Source organism: Nostoc sp. (genome assembly GCF_036917275.1).
Taxonomy (GTDB): Bacteria; Cyanobacteriota; Cyanobacteriia; order Cyanobacteriales; family Nostocaceae; genus Nostoc.
The window spans coordinates 112,383-137,462 of the sequence record NZ_JBALDF010000009.1 but is presented as its reverse complement, the minus strand read 5'-3'; the positions used below and the strand labels follow the sequence as shown (position 1 = coordinate 137,462).

Annotated in this window: 16 protein-coding genes; 6 read left to right on the top strand and 10 right to left on the bottom strand. The window is 44.1% G+C overall.

Features of this window, described 5'->3' with window-relative positions:
* Positions 1-43 precede the first annotated feature (43 nt).
* From V7K35_RS04060 to V7K35_RS04050, 3 genes are all read left to right on the top strand, one after another.
* Positions 44-2,701: a TIGR03960 family B12-binding radical SAM protein gene (locus V7K35_RS04060; protein WP_335076581.1), complete on the top strand. Its 2,658-nt coding sequence runs from the start codon at positions 44-46 to the stop codon at positions 2,699-2,701.
* Between the two features lie 848 nt (positions 2,702-3,549).
* Positions 3,550-5,661: an Rne/Rng family ribonuclease gene (locus V7K35_RS04055; protein ID WP_335076580.1), complete on the top strand. Its 2,112-nt coding sequence runs from the start codon at positions 3,550-3,552 to the stop codon at positions 5,659-5,661.
* 8 nt (positions 5,662-5,669) lie between these two features.
* Complete coding sequence (locus V7K35_RS04050) at positions 5,670-6,326, top strand: ribonuclease HII (RefSeq protein ID WP_335076578.1); 657 nt, start codon at positions 5,670-5,672, stop codon at positions 6,324-6,326.
* Between the two features lie 8 nt (positions 6,327-6,334).
* Here V7K35_RS04050 and V7K35_RS04045 read toward each other — a convergent pair whose 3' ends face one another.
* Positions 6,335-6,922: a DUF1997 domain-containing protein gene (locus V7K35_RS04045; RefSeq protein WP_335076576.1), complete on the bottom strand. Its 588-nt coding sequence runs from the start codon at positions 6,920-6,922 to the stop codon at positions 6,335-6,337.
* Between the two features lie 644 nt (positions 6,923-7,566).
* Between V7K35_RS04045 and pheA the strand changes: the two genes are divergently transcribed.
* Entirely contained in the window at positions 7,567-8,439 is an 873-nt protein-coding gene (gene pheA, locus V7K35_RS04040; protein WP_335076574.1) for a prephenate dehydratase, read from the top strand.
* Between the two features lie 41 nt (positions 8,440-8,480).
* Here pheA and V7K35_RS04035 read toward each other — a convergent pair whose 3' ends face one another.
* From V7K35_RS04035 to V7K35_RS03995, 9 genes are all read right to left on the bottom strand, one after another.
* The gene (locus tag V7K35_RS04035) at positions 8,481-9,128 is read right to left on the bottom strand and encodes an LON peptidase substrate-binding domain-containing protein (protein ID WP_335076572.1); all 648 of its coding nucleotides are present in this window, start codon (positions 9,126-9,128) and stop codon (positions 8,481-8,483) included.
* A gap of 191 nt (positions 9,129-9,319) precedes the next feature.
* The gene (gene rpsJ / locus V7K35_RS04030; RefSeq protein ID WP_008232935.1) at positions 9,320-9,637 is read right to left on the bottom strand and encodes a 30S ribosomal protein S10; all 318 of its coding nucleotides are present in this window, start codon (positions 9,635-9,637) and stop codon (positions 9,320-9,322) included.
* 169 nt (positions 9,638-9,806) lie between these two features.
* Positions 9,807-11,036, bottom strand: coding sequence for an elongation factor Tu (gene tuf, locus V7K35_RS04025; RefSeq protein WP_335076570.1), 1,230 nt, complete (start codon positions 11,034-11,036; stop codon positions 9,807-9,809).
* A gap of 23 nt (positions 11,037-11,059) precedes the next feature.
* On the bottom strand, positions 11,060-13,138 hold the full coding sequence (gene fusA, locus V7K35_RS04020) for an elongation factor G (RefSeq protein ID WP_335076568.1): 2,079 nt from the start codon (positions 13,136-13,138) through the stop codon (positions 11,060-11,062).
* Positions 13,139-13,276: 138 nt separating this feature from the next.
* Positions 13,277-13,747, bottom strand: a complete 471-nt coding sequence (rpsG, locus tag V7K35_RS04015) for a 30S ribosomal protein S7 (protein ID WP_273763823.1) — start codon at positions 13,745-13,747, stop codon at positions 13,277-13,279.
* Between the two features lie 553 nt (positions 13,748-14,300).
* Entirely contained in the window at positions 14,301-14,684 is a 384-nt protein-coding gene (gene rpsL / locus V7K35_RS04010) for a 30S ribosomal protein S12 (protein WP_012410236.1), read from the bottom strand.
* 298 nt (positions 14,685-14,982) lie between these two features.
* Positions 14,983-15,309: a HesB/IscA family protein gene (locus V7K35_RS04005; RefSeq protein ID WP_273763825.1), complete on the bottom strand. Its 327-nt coding sequence runs from the start codon at positions 15,307-15,309 to the stop codon at positions 14,983-14,985.
* Positions 15,310-15,561: 252 nt separating this feature from the next.
* The gene (locus V7K35_RS04000) at positions 15,562-15,981 is read right to left on the bottom strand and encodes a cupin domain-containing protein (protein WP_273763827.1); all 420 of its coding nucleotides are present in this window, start codon (positions 15,979-15,981) and stop codon (positions 15,562-15,564) included.
* 270 nt (positions 15,982-16,251) lie between these two features.
* Complete coding sequence (locus tag V7K35_RS03995) at positions 16,252-18,297, bottom strand: phosphodiester glycosidase family protein (RefSeq protein ID WP_335076566.1); 2,046 nt, start codon at positions 18,295-18,297, stop codon at positions 16,252-16,254.
* A 780-nt stretch (positions 18,298-19,077) separates the two neighbouring features.
* Here V7K35_RS03995 and gltB point away from each other — a divergent pair.
* The gene (gltB, locus tag V7K35_RS03990) at positions 19,078-23,817 is read left to right on the top strand and encodes a glutamate synthase large subunit (RefSeq protein ID WP_335076564.1); all 4,740 of its coding nucleotides are present in this window, start codon (positions 19,078-19,080) and stop codon (positions 23,815-23,817) included.
* Between the two features lie 432 nt (positions 23,818-24,249).
* Positions 24,250-24,993, top strand: a complete 744-nt coding sequence (locus tag V7K35_RS03985; RefSeq protein WP_335076562.1) for a class I SAM-dependent methyltransferase — start codon at positions 24,250-24,252, stop codon at positions 24,991-24,993.
* Positions 24,994-25,080: the final 87 nt, after the last annotated feature.

Here is a 25,080-nt window from a genome sequence, read left to right as displayed (position 1 = left end):
TGGGTTTGAGTAGCTGTAATTAAGGTAGCTAGAAGATAGCACAGTGGCTGTTGCAGTTGAAAAATTAATAACATCGGATATTTTAAAACCTGGGCGTTACCTGGGTAATGAGCGTTTAGCAGTACACAAAGCTTGGGATACGACAGCAATACGCTGGGTTTTAACGTACCCAGAAGTATATGAAGTCGGTGCATCGAATTTAGGGCACATTATCTTATATAACATCTTGAATGCCCAACCGCGTCAATTGTGCGATCGCGCTTATCTCCCAGGACAAGACCTGGCAGCCAAACTACGCGAAACTAATACGCCATTATTTGCGGTAGAGTCAAAGCGATCGCTCACAGAATTCGACATTCTAGGCTTTAGCCTCAGTTACGAACTGGGTGCAACTAATATCTTAGAAATGTTGGATTTGGCTGGAATTCCCTTGACATGGCGAGAGAGGCAGGGGAACAGAGGAGAATTTACTAATCTCCAGCCTCCATTTCCGTTGATTTTTGCTGGTGGGCAAACAGCGACATCAAATCCTGAGCCTTACGCTGACTTCTTCGACTTTTTCGCCCTTGGAGATGGAGAAGAACTGCTGCCAGAAATTGGTTTGGTGTTAGAAGAAGGCAAACAAGCAGGATTAAGTCGGGAACATCTGTTACTGGATTTGGCACAGATACCAGGCGTATATGTCCCTCAGTTTTATGACATGGCAGAGGATGGCTCGGTTCATCCTCGTCGCCCGGACGTGCCAAAACGAATTTTGCGACGGGTTGCAACTCCCATACCAGCATATTCCATTGGGTTAGTTCCCTACGTAGAAACGGTGCATGACCGCTTGACCATTGAGATTCGGCGTGGTTGCACTCGTGGCTGTCGCTTCTGTCAACCAGGAATGCTGACTCGACCAGCACGGGATGTAGAACCTGATAAGGTTGTAGAAGCGATTGAACAGGGGATGCGGGCAACTGGTTACAATGAGTTTTCCCTACTATCTTTGAGTTGTTCCGATTATTTGTCCCTACCAGCAGTGGGGATGGAAATCAAAAATCGCTTAAAAAATGAAAACATTTCTCTGACTTTACCAAGCCAACGGGTAGACAGATTTGATGAAAATATTGCCAACATCCTTGGAGGTACGCGCCAAGGTGGACTGACTTTTGCTCCAGAAGCTGGAACTCAGCGGATGCGAGACATAGTGAATAAGGGTTTGACAAATGAAGAACTGTTGCGGGGGGTGAAAACGGCTTGGGAGCAAGGCTGGGATAAAATCAAGTTGTATTTTATGATTGGCTTACCGGGTGAGACGGATGCTGATGTTCTGGGCATTGCGGAAACAGTAAGCTGGCTACAGCGAGAATGTCGGGGCTTGGGCAGAAAACCCCTAAACTTTAACCTGACGATTTCTAACTTTACGCCCAAGCCTCATACACCATTCCAGTGGCACTCAGTTTCTACCACTGAATTTAAGCGTAAACAAAACCTGTTGCGGCAAGAATTTCGACGGATAAAGGGAGTAAAGGTAAATTTTACCGACGTCCGCATTTCCGCAATGGAAGATTTTGTGGGACGAGGCGATCGCAGTTTGGGCAAAGTAGTGCGCCGTGCCTGGGAATTGGGTGCAGGGATGGATTCCTGGTATGAAAATTTAGATCAGGCTTTTAGTGCTTGGGGGTCTGCGATCGCTCAAGCAGGTCTAGACTGGAAATATCGCCAAGTAGAAAATGGCGAATGGAATTTGTTTCACGCACAAGATCAGACGAGATCAAAAGATGCGGAAAATACCCAATTCCTCACTCCCCACTCCCTCGATACTCCCCTGCCTTGGGATCATATTGATACCGGGATTGACAAAAAGTGGCTCAAAGAAGACTTGCAACGCGCCTTAGAAGCTGCAATTGTACCCGACTGCTCTTTTGAAGGTTGTTCTCACTGTGGCGTCTGTGGCACCGACTTTGGGCATAACGTCGTGATTAAACCACCTGCTATCCCGAAATTTGCTGGCGAGTTTGTCCCCAACACAACTAAAGCACAACGACTGCGAGTTTGGTTTGGGAAACAGGGTAATATGGCTTTGGTAAGCCACCTGGATTTAATCCGTTTGTTTGACCGAGTTGTGCGGCGAGCAGGTTTACCAATCGCTTTCACTGGTGGATTTCATCCAATGCCGCGAATTTCTCTAGCAACTGCTTTGGCTCTAGGGGCTACTAGTGGTGGTGAAATTGCGGATTTTGAGTTAACTGTGCCAATAGCAGTTGATAGTTTTCGAGAACAGTTAGTTCGGGAAATGCCCACAGACATACCTATATATAATGTGGCGCAGATAGATTTAAAAACTCCAGCAGCTACCCAACTGCTAGAGACCGCAGAATATTTAATTACCGTAGCAGCACTTGAAAAAACAACACCTATACAATGGCAAGAATGGATTAATACCATCAAAGCAAAAGACGCGCTCTGGTTCGAGCATACAACTAAGTCAGGCAAAAGCCAGTTAATAAATCTGCGCGATCGCTTATTTGAACTGGAATTAGTAGAAAACTACAATTGCATTGCAGAATCTATATCTGTTATCCGTTATCTAGGTAGCTATCGCCAAGATGGTTTTCTATTGCGTCCTGAACAAATCCTGTTTATGCTAGGGATAGTGGCTAGTGGAGAATTTCAACTCCTGCACATCCACCGCAATCGGCTAGTTTTAAGGGTATAATCCCTGTAGGGCAGCTTGCTAGTAGTTGTCCTAACATGGCACATCGTTGGAATTGATTTTTAGTAAGGTTGCGTTAGAATGGGGTGAAGAGAAATTTTCTGGCGCTGCATTGAATTAGCTGGTTCATTACCCTGGTGTTCAGGGGGCGAAAGCAAAGATATTAGAGTGCAACTTCTAGGATTTTATCCCAGACAAACTGAGGCAGATTAAAGAATACACACTCTTTCTACAGCTACCTTGTGAATCAGTAACTAACAGCAGGCTCGGTTAGCTTCTCTAAATCCATGCTTTTTAAACAACTACTGAATGTCTAATCTACAGTAGTGCCTAAGAGCCAGTGGTTACTCTTCTAGAGTTGTTCGCCCTTGGCGTTCCCGTAGGGTAAGCAACTGCCGTCGGTTATGCGAATTTGCAGATTTATCACAGACGCGCAAAGCACGGCTTAAGGTAGGGTAAGCTGACGTTGCTAAGTATAACCCTAAGGATAAATCCGGGGAATGGAATATAGAAATAGTTTCTTTTTCTTAACGACTTCAGTAGGTTACTCTCAAATGAAGCTTCCTGAGTTAAAAACTCACTCAGGATTCAGAACTTTCAACTCAGAACTCTTTTTATTGAGGGTATTGCATCATAAATCAACCACGGACAGTTGATTTAATTGCTTAAACATGCATCCGTTCTGAAATAATCCGCCGTGAAAACGCTCTTAAGAGCGCCAATAGCTATTTAACTTAGAACATCAGGTTTACGATTTTTATTACCAGTAGCGCCTTTTGAGGGTTGCAGGGGCAACAAAGGTATAACAAACCTCCAGACCTATTGGTGCTGCCAATTTTTGAGGAAATTGAATGCCAAAACAAATTATCATCGCGGAGCAGCACCAAATTGCTGCTGTCTTTTCTGAAGATCAAATACAGGAACTCGTTGTTGCTACCGGTCATCACCAAATAGGTGATATCTACTTAGGAGTAGTAGAAAATGTATTGCCTGGGATAGATGCGGCGTTTGTCAATATTGGTGACCCAGAGCGCAACGGTTTTATTCACGTCACCGACTTAGGGCCATTGAAGCTAAAGCGTACCGCTGCGGCAATTACAGAACTACTTACACCACAGCAGAAAGTTTTGGTGCAAGTAATGAAAGAGCCAACAGGGACAAAAGGGCCCAGGCTGACGGGTAATATCACCTTACCTGGACGCTATGTAGTACTAATGCCCTATGGTAGGGGCGTAAATTTATCCCGACGGATAAAAAGTGAAAGTGAACGCAACCGCTTGCGGGCACTGGCAATTTTGGTCAAACCGGCGGGAATGGGTTTGCTCGTGCGTACAGAAGCCGAAGGCAAACCAGAAGAAGCAATTATGGAAGATTTGGAGGTGCTGCAAAAGCAATGGGAGGCTATCCAGCAGGAAGCGCATTCCACCCGGCCTCCAGCACTGCTCAATCGGGACGATGACTTTATCCAGCGCGTATTGCGGGATATGTACGGCGCGGATGTAAATCGGATTGTTGTAGATTCTAGTACTGGTTTAAAGCGTGTGAAGCAGTACTTGCAGAACTGGAGTGGAGGTCAAACACCGCAAGGATTGTTAATTGACCATCATCGCGATCGCTCCCCAATTTTAGAGTACTTCCGCATCAGTGCTGCGATTAGAGAAGCCCTCAAACCAAGAGTAGACCTACCTTCTGGAGGTTACGTCGTCATTGAGCCGACGGAGGCATTAACCGTAATCGATGTTAACTCAGGTTCCTTTACGCGATCGGCAACAGCTAGAGAAACAGTTTTGTGGACAAACTGCGAAGCTGCAACAGAAATTGCTCGCCAGTTGCGTCTGCGGAATATCGCTGGGGTAATCGTTGTTGATTTTATCGATATGGAATCGCGACGTGATCAACTGCAAGTTCTTGAACACTTTAATAAAGCACTCAAAGCAGACAAAGCTCGTCCCCAGATTGCCCAACTCACCGAACTGGGTTTGGTAGAACTGACCCGCAAGCGTCAGGGTCAAAATATTTACGAATTGTTTGGTGAAACTTGCCCCACCTGCGGCGGTTTAGGACATACTGTGCGTCTGCCTGGAGAAATTGAAAACCGATTGCCAATACCAGTAGAAACACCAGAGCGTGAGCGTTTTGTATCCCTGCCTCACAGAGAACCACGTCAGCCATCTGCCCGCATCCCAGAACCACGAGAAACCTATGATGGATTTGGGGAAGCATTTGAGGGTGACTCGGAATTAAGTAACCTAAATCTGATCAATCATCCTAGTTATCAAGAACTTAATGATAATAAGCGGCGTACCCGCACTCGCCGCAGTCGAATTGGTATCAATGGGTTAAACGGGAAAGATGAAGCTCGGGTTATTGCCAATCCACTGGCTTTTGTCAACGAGCCAGACTTAGACCTTGATGTGGAACCAGAACTAGGAATTGCACCAGAGATCCCCTTACCCACCCTTGGTAAACCAGGTTGGAGTGAAAGAGTAGAGCGCACTAAAATTATCAAGGCAGAACCAGTTAAACCAGTGGTAGAACCACCGGAGATTAGAACTGTAGAAATGAGCCTCCAAGAACAAGATATGTTTGCCTTGATGGGAATCTCTCCTTTGGTGAAGTTAGAGCAAGAAGTTAAAAATACCAAGTCTGTGATTATTAATGTGATTCAGCCTGGTCAACTGCCAACGACTCCAACTGAATCAACCTCAGAATCAACTATTGCCCAAAAAGCGACACCTGAAGTAACCACAAGCAAGATACCGACACCAAAAGTTATTGAGCCAGAACAAAAATCTTTGATAGAAGAGACAACTGAACCATCGGAGTTGACTGCGAACCCAACGGAACGCTTGTCTGCGAAAGCCTCCGCCGCCAACGAGATCGCAGATGAAAGTGATGCGAACAGCGCCGCCACTGCCAGCCGTCGCCGCCGCCGTCGTTCCTCAGCGATCGAGGATAATTAATTTGCTTTATGGTAGAAACGTCGCCAACGCCCTTGGAACAATCCAGTTGGCTAGAGTTTTCTACTTTGTCAGGGATTCCAGGGTTGGTTGCAGGTGTGGATGAAGTCGGGCGAGGTGCTCTATTTGGCCCTGTGGTGGCGGCAGCAGTGATCCTACCAGTTCATGCTTTGCCAATACTGATGGCAGCTAAAATTAAAGACAGTAAAAAGTTGTCTAGTTCTCGGAGAACTCAGCTAGCACAGCAAATTTGTGGGCTGGCTATAGACTGGAAAATTGGGTTTGCTTCTACTGCTGAAATTGACAAGATAAATATTTTGCAAGCGACACTGTTAGCAATGAAGCGGGCTGTGCTGAAGTTAAAGGTACAGCCTGCACTCTGCCTAGTTGATGGCAATCAGTCAATCAAAGACTTGCTACTGCCGCAACAAACAATAGTTAAAGGAGACGAGCGATCGCTCGTTATTGCCTCTGCTAGTATTGTTGCCAAGGTTTGGCGTGACGAACTGGTAATACGTCTAGCATTAAAATACCCTATGTACAACCTGGAGCGTAACAAGGGTTATGGTAGCCAGCGGCATTTGCTGGCTTTGGAACAATACGGGCCCTCGCCCCTACATCGTCAGTCTTTTCGTCCTTGCCAAATCAAAGTACCGAGTGTTGAGTGATTAAATCATTACTCAGCATTCAGGATTGGCAATTCAGTAGTGTCATTGTCAAGTCCTCTATCTTTAATTTGTAATATCACCCAGTAGCGATAATCCGCCAAAAGTTGATTTAATAACCGTTGCTTGACCGACAACAGCACGCTTTTGAGCAAACCATTGCCTGTAGCTTCTAAAATAGGCTTAGGAGTGAAAGAAAATGGCGGTGGCAAATCCACCAGCACTTCTAAATCAGCCCTTCCTTGCAGGCGAGTACCAGTGCTAAACTCTTTGGGAGATAAATACCCTTTTAAATTAAGAGTAAAGCGCTGGTTAATATACTCGAAACCCAGAATTTCACAGCCGAGTGATCGCAAATAAATTATTCCATTTGATTCTGCCCAGACTCTCATGTCTACAGTAGGTTGAATACTTAATGACATAAAAGTTAGCGGACGCATTTTCAAGCGAAATACTTCCTCAGAAACCTGCTCAATGCGGGTGTTGTCAGCCAAAGCCTTAACTAAACGTTGAGGCTGACGCAAGTAGTGCTGAATGGGAATAGGCTGCTCTGGAACAGCGATTTCAACCGATTGAGAGGCAGTAAACCGGGTAGCCATGAGCGGATAAAAATATCTGTTTCTTAATTTTAATATTTTTTAATAAATTAGTTCTGATTATTATAAAAATACAAAATTTATTGAGCATAAAAATGATTGTTGCTTATCAGCTATACATTATTAGCAAAAAGTTGCTACGCTCATTACTATCTTTAGTTCATGAAATATAGATTAGGATTAGCCTTTTCAAGCTAACTCCTAAAATCTATTTTTTCTCTCTGATATCTCTGTGTCAATAGCGGGTTAAAAGTAATTTATTTAACCCTTAATACGCAGAGAACACAGAGTTAAGAGATTAAAGAGGAATTTTTTTAACCCAAATTTTTACTCAGCTTGAAAGGGCTAATATTAGGATTTAATGATTGACACAAAATCAATAACATGCACTGCTATTTGGTCAGAAACCAATATAATTGCTCTTAAAATCTTCAGAGGAATCTAGCAAAAAACTCCCAATAAATCTATCTGCTAGAAGGCTGATTTCCATAACTTGTTTTCCAGGATACATATTTAGGTCTATTCGTTCAGTGCGTAAATTTTAGAGATAACAGTGTTCACTAAGAGTAAATGTTGGATATATTTGCCAAACCTAAAATATCATAATCTCTGTTTACACATTAAACTCACAACTCAAGGCTAAAGGCATGACTTTATTGATCGCACATTTAGGGCCTCCCGGCACTTACGCAGAACAAGCATCTGTTCTTTATGTCAACTGGTTGAGTAAAAGTACGGGAATTGAAGCTATGTTATGTCCCTATCCCACCATCTCGCAGTCACTGCACGCCGTTGCTGATGGTCAAGCCCAGTTGGCTGTTGTGCCAGTGGAAAATTCTATTGAAGGGAGTGTTACCACAACACTGGATACACTATGGCACTTGGACAGTTTGCAAATTCAGTTGGCTTTGGTATTACCCATTGCCCATATGTTAATTTCTTGCGCGTCTAGCTTAGATAGGATTAAAACTGTTTACTCTCATCCACAAGCTTTAGCACAATGCCAGGGATGGTTAGAGCGGTTTCTTCCGACTGTACAAATTATTCCCAGCAATTCCACAAGCGAAGCGCTACAGGGATTGGAGCAAGAGATAACAACGGCAGCGATCGCTTCTAGTAGAGCAGCTCAACTCTACAACCTGCCCATACTTGCTAGTAACATCAACGACTATCCAGAAAACTTTACTCGTTTTTGGGTAGTAAGTCAGGGTGAAGCGGACGCTATATATCAGGCATCAACAACACCTGCCAGTCATACATCGCTGGCTTTTAGTATGCCTGCCAACACACCCGGAGCATTGGTCAAACCTTTGCAAATTTTTGCTCAGTTAGGGATTAACCTCAGCCGGATTGAATCTCGTCCGACGAAGCGATCGCTAGGCGAATACTTGTTTTTCATGGATCTAGAAGCGGATGCCAAAGAAGCACAAATGCAATCTGCCTTAGCAGAATTAACTATCCACACAGAGATTTTAAAAATTCTTGGCGCTTACAATGTTTTGCCGATCAGCGCTCTTTAATCATTTATCATTTGCCACAAGTTTTGACTGAGGACTACTCATCACTTTTCATTAAATGTGTCTTTGAGAACAGCGCGAGCTGCCAAGTGATTCCGAGTAGAGGTTAAAATTTCTGCTTCCCGCTCTAAACGAGTTGCAGTATCTTGCATTTCTAGCAATAACTGCTGCTCTGCGGCGACACCATAAAGGTTGCCGGCTACCCAATAAGATAACTCTGTTGGTAGGTCAGGCAAATCTTCTGGCAGTTCGATATTTTGTTCGGTTAATTTGGCTGATAGACGCACAACATCTCGCAGTAGTTGTTCTACTTCAGTTGACAAAGGACGCAAATCTTTAATTGGTGGTTCGTCTTCAATCCACTCAACTAAGCCAACGCGGTATGGCTTTTCACGAACATACTCTAATACACGAAATCTTTGCTGCCCTAAAGTCAACATCTTGATTCGGTCATCTGGCAGCCGTTGATGATGAACGATTTCCGCACAGCAACCAGTGTTTGCAATTGTACCTTTTACCGGATCAACCATTAAAACACCGAACCTGCGATCGCTTTCCAAAATCGTGTTCATCATGATTCGGTAGCGAAATTCAAAGATGTGCAGAGGCAATGGTCTGGTAGGAAACAGAACTACTTCAGGTAACGGGAACAGAGGTAGTTCACGAACTGCAATTTTAGAAGATGATGTCATTGTTACCTTGGTATAAACTTAATCTTTAAAATTTATTTTTCTCTGCTTTTCCCGTACTTTGTCTACATTCTATCATTTGTTTCCTAGCTAAATAAAAGCCCTGAGATATATTTCTTCAGGGCTATGTAAATATTCATACTAATATCATTTGTCTGAGTACTAATGACTAATGACTAATGACTAATGACTAATTAAAGTTTCACTTCGATATCCACACCCGATGGTAGATCCAATTTCATCAGGGCATCAATAGTCTTAGAAGAGGGCTGGTAAATGTCAATAATTCGGCGATGAGTACGGGTTTCAAAGTGTTCTCGTGAATCTTTATCTACGTGAGGCGATCGCAGCACACAGTAGATCCGGCGTTTTGTTGGTAAAGGAATTGGACCTATGGCTGTAGCATTGGTGCGGTTAGCTGTGTCTACAATCTTCTCGCAAGATGTGTCTAATAAGCGTCGGTCAAAAGCCTGTAAGCGAATTCTAATCTTCTGCTGCTGTAGAGTTGCCATCTTTAATTGTCCAGGTTCTGCGTAATTAGGGGATGTAGTTGCAGGGTAAAGGTTACAGAAAACTATCACCTGTCCTCTGTAACCTATTACCTTTAAATTTATAGAGGGAAGAGAAAGGAGCAGAGAGGAATTATACCATCTCTGCTCCTTTGTTATGAGCGAAAAGGTGCTATTTTAGAATTTTGGAGACGACACCAGCACCGATGGTGCGCCCACCTTCGCGGATAGCGAAGCGCATTCCTTGTTCAATAGCGATCGCGTTGATCAATTCTACTGTCACTTTGATGCGATCGCCTGGCATCACCATTTCCACCTCAGTGCCATCATCAGCAGTGAAGGCTTTAATCGTGCCCGTTACATCCGTTGTCCGCACGTAGAACTGGGGACGGTAGCCAGCAAAAAATGGAGTCTTGCGACCACCTTCTTTTTCAGTTAGGACGTACACTTCACCTTCAAATTGAAGGTGAGGTTTAATTGAACCTGGTTTGGCGATGACCATACCTCGTTCAATATCAGCCTTTTGGATACCCCGGAGTAGTACGCCTGCGTTATCTCCAGCCATACCTTGGTCAAGACTCTTCTTGAACATTTCAATACCAGTTACGGTAGTGGCGCGAGTATCTCTAATACCCACTAGTTCAACGTTATCGCCAACTTTGACTATACCCCGCTCAATCCGACCGGTGGCGACAGTACCACGACCTGTGATGGAGAATACGTCTTCTACAGCCATCAAGAAGGGCTTATCAACATCCCGCTCAGGGGTGGGGATGAAAGAATCTACAGCATCCATTAATTCGTAGATTTTATCTACCCAAGGATTTTCACCTTTTTTGGTCTTAGGATTCTTGGTCATTGCTTCGAGAGCTTGCAGACCAGAGCCTTTGATAATGGGGATATCATCGCCAGGGAAATCATAGCTGCTTAACAGTTCTCGAAGTTCTAGTTCTACTAGTTCCAAGAGTTCTGGGTCATCCATTAAGTCTTCTTTGTTCAAGAAAACAACCAGACTGGGAACACCTACCTGTTTTGCTAGTAGGATATGTTCGCGGGTTTGGGGCATTGGACCATCGGTAGCAGCTACTACCAGGATGCCACCATCCATCTGAGCAGCGCCGGTGATCATATTCTTCACATAGTCAGCGTGTCCTGGACAGTCTACGTGAGCATAGTGCCGATTTTCGGTTTCATACTCAACGTGAGCGGTATTGATAGTAATACCCCGTGCCTTTTCTTCTGGCGCGTTATCGATTTGGTCGTAGCCTTTAGCTATAGCCTGACCAAGAGCTGCCAAGGTCAGGGTGATGGCTGCTGTTAACGTGGTTTTACCGTGGTCAACGTGGCCAATGGTACCGATATTGATGTGGGGTTTATTCCTTTCAAACTTTGCGCGTGCCATGAATACTCATTTCCTTATTTTAACTAAGCGTTCCCTTTGCTTTTAGCAATGATAGTTTCAGCTACGCTGCGAGGCACCTCTTCGTAGTGGCTGAACTCCATCGTGAAGATACCCCGACCTTGCGTCTTCGACCGGATATCAGTGGCGTAGCCAAACATGGTCGCCAGTGGAACTTTGGATGCGACCTTAGCGAGTCCCTGTTCAGTGCTTTGGCTTTCAATCTGCCCTCGCCGGGAGATGAGGTCGCCAATGACGTTCCCGATATAGTCTTCAGGAACTTCAACTTCAACTTTCATCATAGGCTCTAAAAGGACAGGTGAAGCTTTCAACACAGCCTCTTTCATCGCCATTGAGCCAGCGATTTTAAAAGCCATTTCCGATGAGTCTACATCGTGGTATGACCCATCAATTAGCGTCGCTTTGACGTCAATCAACGGATATCCAGCTAGAACACCGGATTCGCAGCTTTCTTTCATTCCTTGTTCTGCGGGACCAACATACTCTTTAGGCACTGTACCACCGGCAATTTTGGAGACGAATTCAAAGCCAGTACCGGGTTCTCCAGGCTCCAAATTGATCACAACGTGACCATATTGACCTTTACCACCACTTTGGCGGATGAATTTGCCTTCAATTTTGCTTACAGCTTTGCGAATTGTTTCCCGGTAAGCTACTTGCGGCGCACCTACATTCGCTTCCACCTTGAATTCTCGTAACATCCGGTCTACTAAAATTTCTAGGTGTAGCTCTCCCATCCCCGCGATCACGGTTTGGTTTGTTTCCGGATCGACGCGGACACGGAAGGTGGGGTCTTCTTCTGAGAGAGATTGCAGAGCCTTGGATAGTTTATCCATGTCGTTCTTGGTTTTGGGTTCAACCGCTACCGAGATTACAGGTTCAGGAATGAATAGGGATTCCAGAATTACTGGCGATCCATCATCACAGAGCGTGTCACCTGTCAAGGTGTCTTTCAATCCTAAAGCTGCTCCCAAATCACCCGCTCGTAGTTCATCGACATCTTGTCGGTCATCTGCCTTCATGAGAACTAAGCGGGAAATCCGTTCTTTTTTATTCTTACTAGCGTTGAGGACGTAGCTGCCCTTTTTCAGGACACCAGAATAAACACGAACAAATGTCAGGCGACCATAAGGATCAGCCATAATCTTGAATGCCAGAGCCGCTAGGGGTTCGCTGTCATCAGCCCGCCGCTCAATAGTATCGCCATTTGGCAGCAAGCCTTGAATTGGCGGTACTTCACTTGGCGCTGGCAAGTAATCGACAACGGCATCCAGCATCAATTGCACGCCTTTGTTTTTGAATGCCGAGCCACAAAGTACTGGCACAATTGTCCCCGCAATTGTTCCTTTACGCAGGGCAGTCCGAACTTCCTGTTCTGTAAGTTCTTCACCATCGAAGTACTTAGCCATCAGAGCATCATCGGTTTCTGCTGCGGCTTCTATGAGCTTGGTGCGGAATTCGTCTACCTGCGCTTGCAATTCTTCCGGGATATCTGTTTCCTGGATATCAGTTCCTTGGTCATTGGCGTAAATATACGCACGTTGCCGTACTAGGTCAACGATACCTTGGAAGTCGTTTTCACTACCAATTGGTAATTGAATGGCGATCGCATTCGCCCGCAGGCGATCGCGGATTTGATCGTGAACTTTATAAAAGTTCGCTCCAGTCCGATCCATCTTGTTGATAAAGGCTATCCGAGGAACTTTGTAGCGTTCTGCTTGACGCCACACTGTCTCGGACTGCGGTTGCACGCCGCCCACAGAACAAAATACTGCGATTACACCATCCAACACGCGCATGGAACGCTCAACTTCAATTGTGAAGTCTACGTGACCCGGAGTATCGATAATGTTAATTTGATGATCTTTCCAACTGGTACTGATCGCAGCAGCAGTAATGGTAATTCCCCGCTCCCGCTCCTGCTCCATCCAGTCTGTGACGGCAGTTCCTTCATGAACTTCGCCAATTTTATGAATTATCCCAGAGTAAAATAATATTCTCTCTGTTGTTGTTGTTTTGCCCGCATCTATATGCGCCGCAATACCAATGTTGCGTACTTTCTCTAGCGGGATCGTGCGTGCCACAGCTACCTCCTATAGTTTTTGCCTCATGATATCTTGTATATTACTCTTTGTTAAGATTCTATACTTTTAGGGAAAACCGTCTTTTTTTTGTAAATCTACGATATAACGCTTCGGTAAGGCGATATATCGTTTTTCTACTTAGTAACGATAATGTGCAAATGCCTTGTTAGCTTCTGCCATCCGGTGCGTTTCTTCCCGTTTCCGAATCGCATTTCCAGTTTCGTTGGCAGCATCCATTAACTCATTTGCCAGTTTGCTTGCCATTGTCCGACCTGGTCTAGACCGGGAATATTGCACTAACCAACGCAGCGCTAGGGTAGTGCCCCGTTCTGAACGCACTTCCATTGGTACTTGGTAGGTTGCTCCGCCAACTCGCCGAGCTTTTACTTCTACTAAAGGCGTGGCATTTCGCACTGCTCTTTCAAAGGTTTCCAAGGCAGCGCTACCAGTGCGTTCCTCAATAGTTTTCAATGCTTCATAAACAATCCGTGCAGCAAGTGATTTCTTGCCATGACGCATGATCCGCCTGATAATCATGCTCACAAGGCGACTGTTATATACGGAGTCAGACGGAACTGGGCGCCTTTGAATAACACCACGACGTGACATACTTCACCTTTAATTCGGAATTGGCAACGAAATTATATGCTATCAGACACCGGAAACTAAAAGCGGTGCAACCCAACCCTCAGACTTCCTCATTTTTTTCGACAGTTGCAGCGAGGTTGACCTCTCTACTGCCAATTTTTGATTTTTGATTTATGATTTTGGATTAAAAGTTTTTGATTTGTTCCGATCACAAGGGTCGGAACAAATCAAAAATCAAGAGTCTGTAAGCCTTATCCCCTTGTGGGTTCGACCAATCCAAAATCGCAAATCGCAAATCTAAAATTTTTTGACCTGCTACCTGCAACTAAATACTCAAGGCGACAAGATTGTAAACCTTAATGTCCAGATGAGAATTCTGCTGTCAGTTACAGCCTTCTCCTCAGAACTTCTACACTTGCTCGCTTAGTGTAGGTGTAGCTTGCTTGATTTTTTGAAACAGACTTTACCAGCTTTCATAACTGCTGTTAGAACACAGACCCTGATAGTTTTTTTGTCCTTCAGCGCTTCTGAGCTAGACGATTAATCGTGTTGGATACGATTAATCGCCTAATCTTTATTTTTTCGCTTCTTTGGGACGCTTGGTTCCATACTTGGAACGGCCTTGCTTGCGGTCTTTGACTCCGGCTGTATCTAAGGTGCCACGGATAATGTGGTATCTCACGCCTGGTAAGTCCTTAACCCGACCGCCACGAATCATCACAACTGAGTGTTCTTGTAAGTTGTGACCAATGCCTGGAATGTAAGCTGTAACTTCAAATCCAGAGGTAAGTCTTACTCTTGCTACTTTGCGTAGAGCTGAGTTAGGCTTTTTTGGTGTAGTCGTGTATACTCTGGTACAAACTCCCCGACGTTGGGGACATTGCTTCAAAGCCGGGGACTTGGTTTTCTGACGCGCTTGTTCGCGCTCATTACGTATTAGCTGCTGTATTGTTGGCATGAGTTACAGCGCGTAAAGCTGCTTATATGTCTAAGTTTTAACAAATCCTAATTATATCGTTTTTTAGGGTTTTATGTCAATTGTGATTTTTCTTTTGTTATTGGCAAATGATCACTAATTAACGACTATGAACAATTCGTGATTACGTTATGGATGGGGATTTAGACGCCAACCATAACTTTGTCAACCTTGAATCCAAGTCTCAGACTCTGGCCCGTTTTTTAATTACGTTAGAGTCCGCGAATGCAAGAGGTTTCTTAGAGAGCGTCATTACAAATTACGAATTAGTAATTATTTGTTAACTAGTTATGGAGAAGGAATTCCCACAGCCACAGGTAGCGATCGCCTGGGGATTATGGAAGCGAAAACCACCACCCATTAAGTCTTCTGAATAATCCACCCTCAAACCGTTGAGGTAATTTAAGCTTGCTTTATCTATAACTACTTGAATCTCATCCAAGTCGAAAACCTGGTCGCCAACTTTTATTGCTTCATCGAAGGACATATCATAAAAAAACCCGGAACAACCACCTGGTTTTACTGCCAATCGAAACAAGACATTTGGCTGCTGCTTGGACTTGATTCGCCCAATCTCACTCACGGCTGCTTGACTCAGATGAATCATGGAACTCGTTTTTTGCAATAGAATATCCCATCTTCATTTTATAGACAGATGGGTTAACTATCGCTCACTTCTCGAAAATTCCAAATCATTGAAGGCATGAGCGCGATCGCTATTACTACATTTATAGCACAAGATGCTTCAGTCCCCACCTTAACTAGGTAGGGACATCTGGGGTGTAGTAGCTACCAAAGACGGTTTGCCTAAAAATCTATTCAGTTTTTGAATTAGAGCTTTAATAACATTCTTTTGGTTTTAATCCTTAGTACGGGCATAGTCATCTTGGTAGCGAATAATATCATCCTCTCCCAAATATTCGCCATTTTGCACTTCAATCAACACCAAGGGGATCACGCCAGGATTCTCTAAACGATGAGATGTACATTGGGGTACATAAGTTGACTCATTATTGCTCAGTAGTACTTCTAACTCACCACAAGTTACCCTAGCTGTACCAGATACGACAATCCAGTGTTCGCTGCGGTGGTGGTGCATTTGTAAACTGAGGCGGTGTCCGGGTTTAACTTCGATGCGCTTGATTTTGTATCCGCGCCCTTCTTCTAAAACTGTAAAAGCACCCCAAGGACGTAACTCAGTTGCAGCAACGCCTCTGGAAGTGATAGTTGAAGGTAGGTGTAGAGTGTCAGTCTGTGTAGTTTCTTGATATCGAGCCATAGTTACCTCATTTGAAGACATAACAAACCGTCGGTACTCTTAACTATTGATAAAAAATCTGGCGCTATCTTGCAACATTAGAAATCAGCAATTTTGTCGCACCTTGATAAACATAGCAAAGTCAGACGTAATGGTGTAAATCATCACTACTAAAACTCTTGTATCTACACCAAGTCTTCATCAAGCAAAATGATAGCTTGTTCTAAACTTTAAAAAAAGATGGGACATTGGTGATTAAGAGACTTCACTTCCCTATTTTTTACTCCCTGATTATCGTGGTTTCAGGAAAATACCAATTCCATTATGAACACGAGCAGCGGTACTAGGCGATCGGTCGAGTAGTTGCCCTCCTAAGTAAAGGCTGGTTGAACTACCACCGTCTAAATTTAGGGCATCGACACAGCCCATCAGTTGCATCAGTTGGGCATGTTCTGCCAAATTAGGGCCATAACCGCCGACACGATTATGCACGGCAGTAATCATCAGTGTGCCTGTTGCCGTTGTGCAAATACCGCTACGAATAGCTTTTTCGGCAATAAAGGCATTGCTGAATTTTTCGGCTTTGGCATCGAGGACGATTTGACGATTTTGGATTAATAGCGGCCCGGCTCCGATAATGTGGGGATAACGATTAAAATCAGTGGGAGTAGTGGCGCTGGAAATAGTTACTCCGGTTCCAATAGGTAACTGTGAGGCAGCAGTAGCAGCGTTGGCGCGTAAGATTAGTAGGTAGCCATCCTGAGGAATCGGAACCGCCGTCTCACCAACTTTGCCACCTGGTAGCTGTTGAGTAATTTGGTCTTTTTGTACCACGAGGATAATTTCGTTATCCGTCAAGGGTGTGTAAGTTGATCCCCAAGCTGGGGTGTAACGAGCAATGCCACTCTGGACGTAGCCGCTGTTAAGAAACAGAATTGGTAGACGCTGGTCATTTGCCGTGATTAAAGTTTCTTCTAAGGTGAGACGACCGAAGTAAAATTGGCCAGAATCATTCCAAGCGATCGCACCCCGATTAAGAATGGGGCCTGATAACCACTGACCATCCCGACGAATTGCACCCAATGGCAATCTGTTATTGCGGTTAAAATAACCACCGTTAATTCCAGCTACTGCTAAGTAACGTTGTGCTGTTTGAATTAAGGGAGCAGTACCCGCAAGCCCATCAGGGCTAGCCCACATGGGTTTCAACGTTAGCCCAAATTTACGAGGATTAACTTCTAACCAGACCACCGGAAAGCGTTCTGTGCCTAAGTTGACATAATGCTGTCGCCAGCGCAATCCTGGGGCCCAAGTAATATCTCGTTCTTCTAAAGGATCGGGTCGAATATCGATAATCAGGCGATTGGGGCTACCGACAGTATTAAGTTGAGGCGATAAACCAAAGGGAACACTCAAAGAAATAATGGTTTGGTTTTTCACCACCTTCACTTGTTGAATCAGTGGTTCAGGGGCTGGTGCTGGTGCTGGTAGTATTGGTTGTGTTGGTATAGCTGGTGATAATTGTTTGAGCAGGTTTGGCAGCAATGTTGGTGGTGCTGCTGTTGGTACTGGTGGCTGGGGGGTATAGCGTTCTATCAAAACAGGATCGGCTATTCCATCCAGGGTAACTGTCCACTCTCGATTTGGCGGTGCAGTGGATTTGGGGATTAATGTGTCTGGATCAGAAGATGGAGGTTGAATTTTTTTAATAGTTGACCCTTGTGTAACTTGCCAGGGAGTTGGACGATCTAAATCGATAAGAATGCGAACTTGTGGCAAAGGATTTACACTCGTGTCTAAAGATTGCTGACTCGGAACAATATTTGTCACTTGCGCCTTTGGAGTAGCAATCACCAAAATGTTACCATTGGCTTGGATTTGCCATCCAGATGTTTGAGCAAAATTAGTAATATCCAGATAGCGATATGCTCCTAGTAGCCTGGTAACTAAAACCAGTGGCGTTGTCACTGACGAAAACCACTGTACTGGTTGCCTACCTGAATTACTACTGTTTAAGAAATTAACTCCAATTAATTGCCTGAATGCCCCGTCACTGAGATGAGTTGTGATCTGACCAGATTTTCCAGGTCGCTGCAACCAACTTCCTGGTAAAGTACGACCATTGAGGGAAATTTGATTACCAGAGGATGCTACACCTGTTAAAGGGGGTGCAGGTGACTGTGAGATTAACCTGGGTGTTGATTTGGTGCTTTTTGGGGACTCCTGGGCGTTGGTAGCACAGGTAGTAGTTAAGCACAGTGCTGTCAAAAGTATTGGTGACACAGTAGCCCGGAAAAATCTGCGATCGCTAATCCCTGATTGCCAACAATTCGGCATTTTTACCATAATTTACTAGGTACTTTTGAAAACTATCAGCCAAGGTATAAACTAACTAATTATTTGGAACTCTAAAAAAACATGACTTTCTTTTTTAAAAAACATGATATTTTATATATTGGCTAGCTATCTCTTTTAGACAAAAAACAATTTAGACGCCAAAGCCATTGCAATCAAGTGTTTTAACTAGCACTGATTATAATCGCACTATACACGGTAGTCTTGGTTATCAAAACTGGATTAAGATATTCAATCCTCGCTGAACGTTGCTAGTGTTGATTTTTAAGTAAGACCAAGTAAATAATAAGACATGAGGCAACTGGTAAGCAGCAAAACTCCAGACAACAACAGAAATATTTGGGAATTGTCAAATGGGTATATATTGTAATACGCTGATTTTATTGCCGGATCAGGATGAGTTTGGCTTTAAAACATAGGACAGCGTTCAGTTTTAATTTTGTTTCAGGTGAGCCGAAATAGGCTCTATCAGTAGGTAGCGTGCATCTGGAAAAAGGGGATTGAAAAAATACTTAGCTTCACAATATAAAAAAGAAACTGTCAGGGCAAAAATAATGTCTTGGCGGAATTAAATTGTCTAACACCGCATAAATACATAAAAAAAGTAACAATTTTAACACGGATGAACTAACTAAAGTAAAACCGAAGTTAAAATTTTTTTTCCCTAAATTTCGGTGCTTATATATTTCTGCATCGCTGAATTTAGAAATTTTTCCGATAAGTAGTGGCAAAATTGGTAACTCAATACTTCAGGAACAGGGTATGAATAATAAACCGATGAATCAAGACCAGAAAATCACAGCGGATATAATCTCAAGAGATACCTATCAGGGGCAAAAGTGGTTAGTAGAGGAACGAGATGCCTGTGGTGTCGGTTTTATTGCTCATCGTCAGAATCATACCAGCCATGAAATTGTAGAAAAAGCCTTAGCTGCTTTAACCTGCTTAGAACACCGGGGAGGTTGTAGCGCTGATCGAGACTCTGGTGATGGTGCAGGAGTATTGACAGCTATCCCTTGGGAATTGTTGCAACAAGACTTTGCCCAAATAGGGAAGGAATTTTCATCCACTAATAATATAGCTGTGGGGATGATCTTTCTACCACAAGACCAAGAAGCAGCACAAAAAGCGAAGACGATAGTTGAACAAGTAGCTGTTGAAGAAAAATTGATTGTACTGGGTTGGCGAGTAGTCCCAGTACAACCTGATTTACTCGGTGTACAAGCAAGAGAAAATCAACCCCAGATTGAACAAGTTTTGCTAGCTTCTGTTGATAAAAGTGGCGATGAATTGGAACGACAGTTGTATATTAGCCGCCGCCGAATTAGTAAAGCAGCAAACAACATCTCAGAAGAATTTTATATCTGCTCCTTGTCAAATCGCACAATTGTCTACAAAGGCATGGTGCGTTCTGCTGTATTGGGAGAATTTTATCAAGATTTACAAAATCCGGTTTACAAAAGCGCCTTTGCTGTCTATCATCGCCGCTTTAGTACCAACACTATGCCCAAGTGGCCCCTAGCTCAACCAATGCGGCTTTTGGGTCACAATGGCGAAATCAATACTTTGTTGGGTAACATCAACTGGATGATGGCACGAGAAGCTAGCCTGAATCATCCTGTATGGGGCGTTGGCGCAGCCTCTCCGCAGGAGACTCGCATCAATGAACTCAAGCCATTAGTTCATATTGATAACAGCGACTCAGCTACCCTAGACAACGTACTGGAATTGCTGGTGTGTTCTGGACGCAGCCCCTTGGAAGCTTTAATGATTATGGTTCCAGAGGCTTACCAAAATCAGCCTTCTTTACGTGACTCTCCAGAAATTGTCGATTTCTACGAATATTATAGTGGTCTGCAAGAAGCGTGGGACGGGCCAGCACTTTTAGTATTCAGCGATGGCAAAAAAGTTGGTGCAACACTAGATCGTAATGGCTTAAGACCAGCTCGCTACCTGATTACCAAAGATGACTATATTGTTGTAGCTTCGGAAGCTGGTGTAGTTGACTTTCCAGAAGCCAATATTGTCGAGAAAGGTAGACTTGGGCCAGGGCAAATGATTGCCGTAGATTTAGAAAACCATGAAGTGCTGAAGAATTGGGAGATTAAGCAGCGCATCGCCAAACAGCACCCATATGGTGAATGGCTGCAACAGCACCGTCAAGAACTCAAAAAAATTGTCAGTAGTCAATCACCAAATGGAAATGGGAATGGACATCTGGCTGCTGAAAATGGTAACGGACATAGTACAACTGACAAAATTGACAAACAAACCTTGCTTCAGCTTCAAACTGCCTTTGGGTACACCACAGAAGATGTAGAAATGGTGATTCATCCAATGGCGATCGCAGGTTCCGAGCCGACTTTCTGTATGGGGGATGATATTCCTTTAGCAGTGCTGTCACAAAAGCCCCACCTACTTTACGACTATTTCAAACAGCGTTTTGCTCAGGTGACGAACCCGGCGATCGATCCCCTACGGGAAAAGCTAGTGATGTCTTTGAAAGTGGAACTGGGTGAACGGGGTAACTTATTAGAACCCAAGCCAGAATATGCTCGAAGATTGAAGCTGGAATCACCAGTGTTAACGGATGCTGAATTAGAGGCGATTAAGCTGTCAGGATTTGCCACAGCCGAGTTGTCAACCCTATTTGCGATCGCCCCTGGCCCCGAAGGATTGCAAGCCGCAGTCGAGTCTTTACAAGCACAAGCAGCTGAATCAGTCCGGGCAGGTGCAAAGATTTTAATATTAAGCGACCAGATCCCAGCAACTCATAATAAGGGAGACAATGAAGGGATCACTACAGAATATACCTACATTCCTCCCCTGTTAGCAGTGGGTGCTGTACATCACCACCTGATTCGGGAAGGGTTGCGAATGAAAACATCCCTGATTGTCAATACTGCCCAATGCTGGAGTACTCATCACTTTGCTTGTTTGATTGGCTACGGTGCAGGTGCAGTTTGCCCGTATATGGCTTTGGATACAGTGCGTGATTGGTGCATTGATCCCAAAACCCAAAAGTTAATGGCTGTGAAGAAAATTCCTACCCTGACAGTAGAGCAAGCTTTAGGAAACTATCGCAAAGCGGTAGAGTCAGGCTTGCTAAAAATTCTCTCCAAAATGGGAATTTCTCTACTGTCCAGCTATCAAGCAGCCCAAATCTTTGAAGCTATTGGCATCGGCGGGGATTTAATAGAACTAGGATTTCGTGGTACAACTTCCCGCATCGGTGGTTTGAGTGTTAGCGAACTCGCTGATGAAGTACTTTCCTTCCACAGCAAGGCTTTCCCGGAACTGACGACCAAGAAGTTAGAAAACCTGGGCTTTGTGCAATACCGTCCTGGCGGCGAGTATCACATGAATAGTCCAGAAATGGTTAAGGCGCTGCATAAGGCTGTAGATGGCAAAAACTACGACCACTACGAAGTTTATAAAAAGCATCTTCAAGGCAGACCAGTAACAGCCTTGCGGGACTTGCTGGACTTCCAAGGCGATCGCACGCCGATTCCAATAGAAGAAGTGGAGTCGGTATCTGAAATTGTCAAGCGCTTCTGCACCGGTGGCATGTCTTTAGGTGCTTTGTCAAGAGAAGCCCATGAAACTTTAGCGATCGCCATGAACCGCATTGGTGGTAAATCAAACTCTGGGGAAGGCGGCGAAGACCCAGTGCGCTATACAGTTCTAGATGATGTAAACGATGGTCACTCGCCAACCCTACCGCATTTGAAAGGATTGCACAATGGCGACACCGCCTCTAGTGCTATTAAGCAAGTCGCATCAGGACGCTTTGGTGTCACGCCAGCGTATTTAAGCAGCGCCAAACAAATTGAAATCAAAATCGCCCAAGGTGCCAAGCCTGGAGAAGGTGGACAACTCCCAGGCCCCAAGGTGAGCGAATACATTGCGATGTTAAGGCGTTCCAAGCCAGGTGTGACGCTGATTTCACCACCACCGCACCACGATATCTACTCGATTGAAGACTTAGCACAACTGATTTTTGATCTACACCAAATTAATCCGAAAGCAAAAGTATCGGTGAAGCTAGTTGCAGAAGTTGGTATTGGGACGATCGCTGCTGGTGTAGCCAAGGCAAACGCTGATATCATCCAGATTTCTGGTCATGATGGTGGTACAGGTGCATCGCCACTAAGTTCGATTAAACATGCTGGTTCGCCGTGGGAATTGGGTTTAAGTGAAGTGCATCGCGTCTTGATGGAAAATGGCCTGCGCGATCGCGTGATTTTGCGCGTGGATGGCGGTCTTAAGAGTGGCTGGGATGTGGTAATAGGTGCATTGATGGGCGGTGAAGAATTCGGTTTCGGCTCCATCGCCATGATTGCCGAAGGCTGTATTATGGCACGAATTTGCCACTTGAACACCTGCCCTGTAGGTGTTACTACTCAGAAAGAAGAACTACGCAAGCGGTTTACGGGAATACCGGAACAGGTTGTCAACTTCTTTTACTTCATCGCCGAAGAAGTGCGTAGTCTGCTAGCACGACTAGGTTATCGTTCATTATCAGAAATCATTGGACGTGCAGATTTGTTGAAACTGCGCCAAGAGGCAAAACTCAGCAAAACGCGATCGCTGAACTTAGACTGTTTACTTCAGTTGCCAGATACTAGAGAAAATCGTAGTTGGTTGGTGCATGAAGAAGTCCACAGCAACGGCGTAGTTTTGGATGACCACTTGCTTGCTGATTCTGACATTCAAGCTGCCATTCGCAACCAGTCTACTGTTACCAAGACTTACCCGATTGTGAATACTGACAGAACAGTAGGCACAAGATTAGCGGGAGCGATCGCTTCTCAATACGGTGACAGTGGCTTTGAAGGACAAATTAATCTCAACTTTACAGGTAGTGTTGGGCAAAGCTTTGGTGCGTTCAACCTTCCCGGTATAATTCTGAGCCTGGAAGGAGAAGCAAACGACTACGTAGGTAAAGGGATGCATGGTGGTGAAATCATCATCAAACCTCCAAGTGATGCTACCTATAACGCATCACAAAACGTGATAGTTGGCAATACTTGCCTCTATGGTGCTACTGGTGGCATGTTATTTGCCAACGGTTTAGCAGGGGAGCGTTTTGCTGTAAGAAACTCCAAAGCCATAGCAGTGATTGAAGGCGCTGGGGATCACTGCTGCGAATATATGACTGGTGGTGTGATTGTCGTCCTCGGTAAAGTAGGACGTAATGTCGCAGCTGGAATGACTGGTGGACTGGCATACTTCTTGGATGAAGACGACTCATTTGGTGAGTTAGTCAACCCGGAAATTGTCAAAATTCAGCGAGTGATTACAGAAGCAGGTGCAAAACAACTGCAAGAGTTAATCCAAACTCATGCAGAACGCACTGGTTCACCAAAGGCGAAGAAAATTCTGCAAAACTGGCAAGAATTCTTACCGAAATTCTGGCAATTGGTTCCACCTTCTGAAGCTGATAGTCTAGAAGCTAATCCTGAAAAAACAACTGAGTTCAGTTTAGTAACTACTCATTAGTAGCTGTAACCACTCTCATCCTCTGCCTTAAGCCATTCTCCTGTCGGAGAACCTGAATAAACAGGTACTGTGCGAAAACCCTTTGGATGCCCAAAGTAGTCGCCTGAATTTACTCTTTAAAAAGAGCGTAGAAAAAAATATTCTCCCTTTTTTAGGGAGAATATTCACCAACTGATTCACAACTGAACTTTGGACGGTCAATAGTTTTGGTAAAATTTCCTTGACTATGCGCCTATAATTGGCATTGAGTGCGTTAAGTAGCTGTTAATGCCGCCAAAAATGCCAAAAATCTGATGTGCCCAACCGTTAAATAAGTAGAATTACTTGTAAAATAGTCAAGCAGGCGAGAAATTTACCCACCACTAAAACCTTAGCGAGAAGGTAGTTTACAAGTTTCTGCTCTTCACACCATTCATTTGACATCCATACAATATGGAAGATAATTACCCTGAGCGCAAAATGTCTGAAGAAGAACGTTTTCAATCAGACTATTTTTCCTACTTTGAACAGCCAGAAAATGCTACCCGCTATACACTCTTCATTGATTTTTTAGAGGATGTTTTTAAAGAAAGGTCATTCTCTTTGTTGGATCTGGGCTGTGGGAATGGGGCTTTGCTCAAATATCTACCTTCTCAATGCGATTACGTTGGCGTAGATCACAGTGAATATGCTATTAAATACTGTTTAAACTTATACCCAAACAGAACCTTTTTGTGCGAAGACTTATGGGTATTTCTGCGTCAACTTGCTACAGAAAATAAAAAGTTTGATGCAGTGGTGCTATGCGGGATGATATATCATACCGTTGATAAGGAAAGCCAACAACACAAAGATGAGCAGGAAATTATTCAATTTTGTCTGGATAAGATAATAAGCCACAAAGGATACGTAGTGATAATTGTGGGACTTAATTATGGCAACCATCCAGATCATAATCTGTTTGTTCGAGCGGAATGGCTATACAAGTTAGTAGAAAAAATGCTGGAAACTGCGAAGGCAAACATTGTTTACGAAAATCTGTCCTTACAGATTGGCTTGGAAGAAAAAATTGCACAGCAAAAAGTGATTCCTGACTGGTTTGTTCAGGATAGCTCAACTGATTATTTGAGTAAGTTCGCGGGAACATATATGGCAAGTTGGACATTTATTGCCTCTCCCTCATGTGTAACAGGTTAAAAATAGTTGATAAAATTTGACTGCGATCGCAGGAATTATGCTTAACTAATCAAAAACTAGGTTTCTTTTACCGAGTTTTTTGTATAC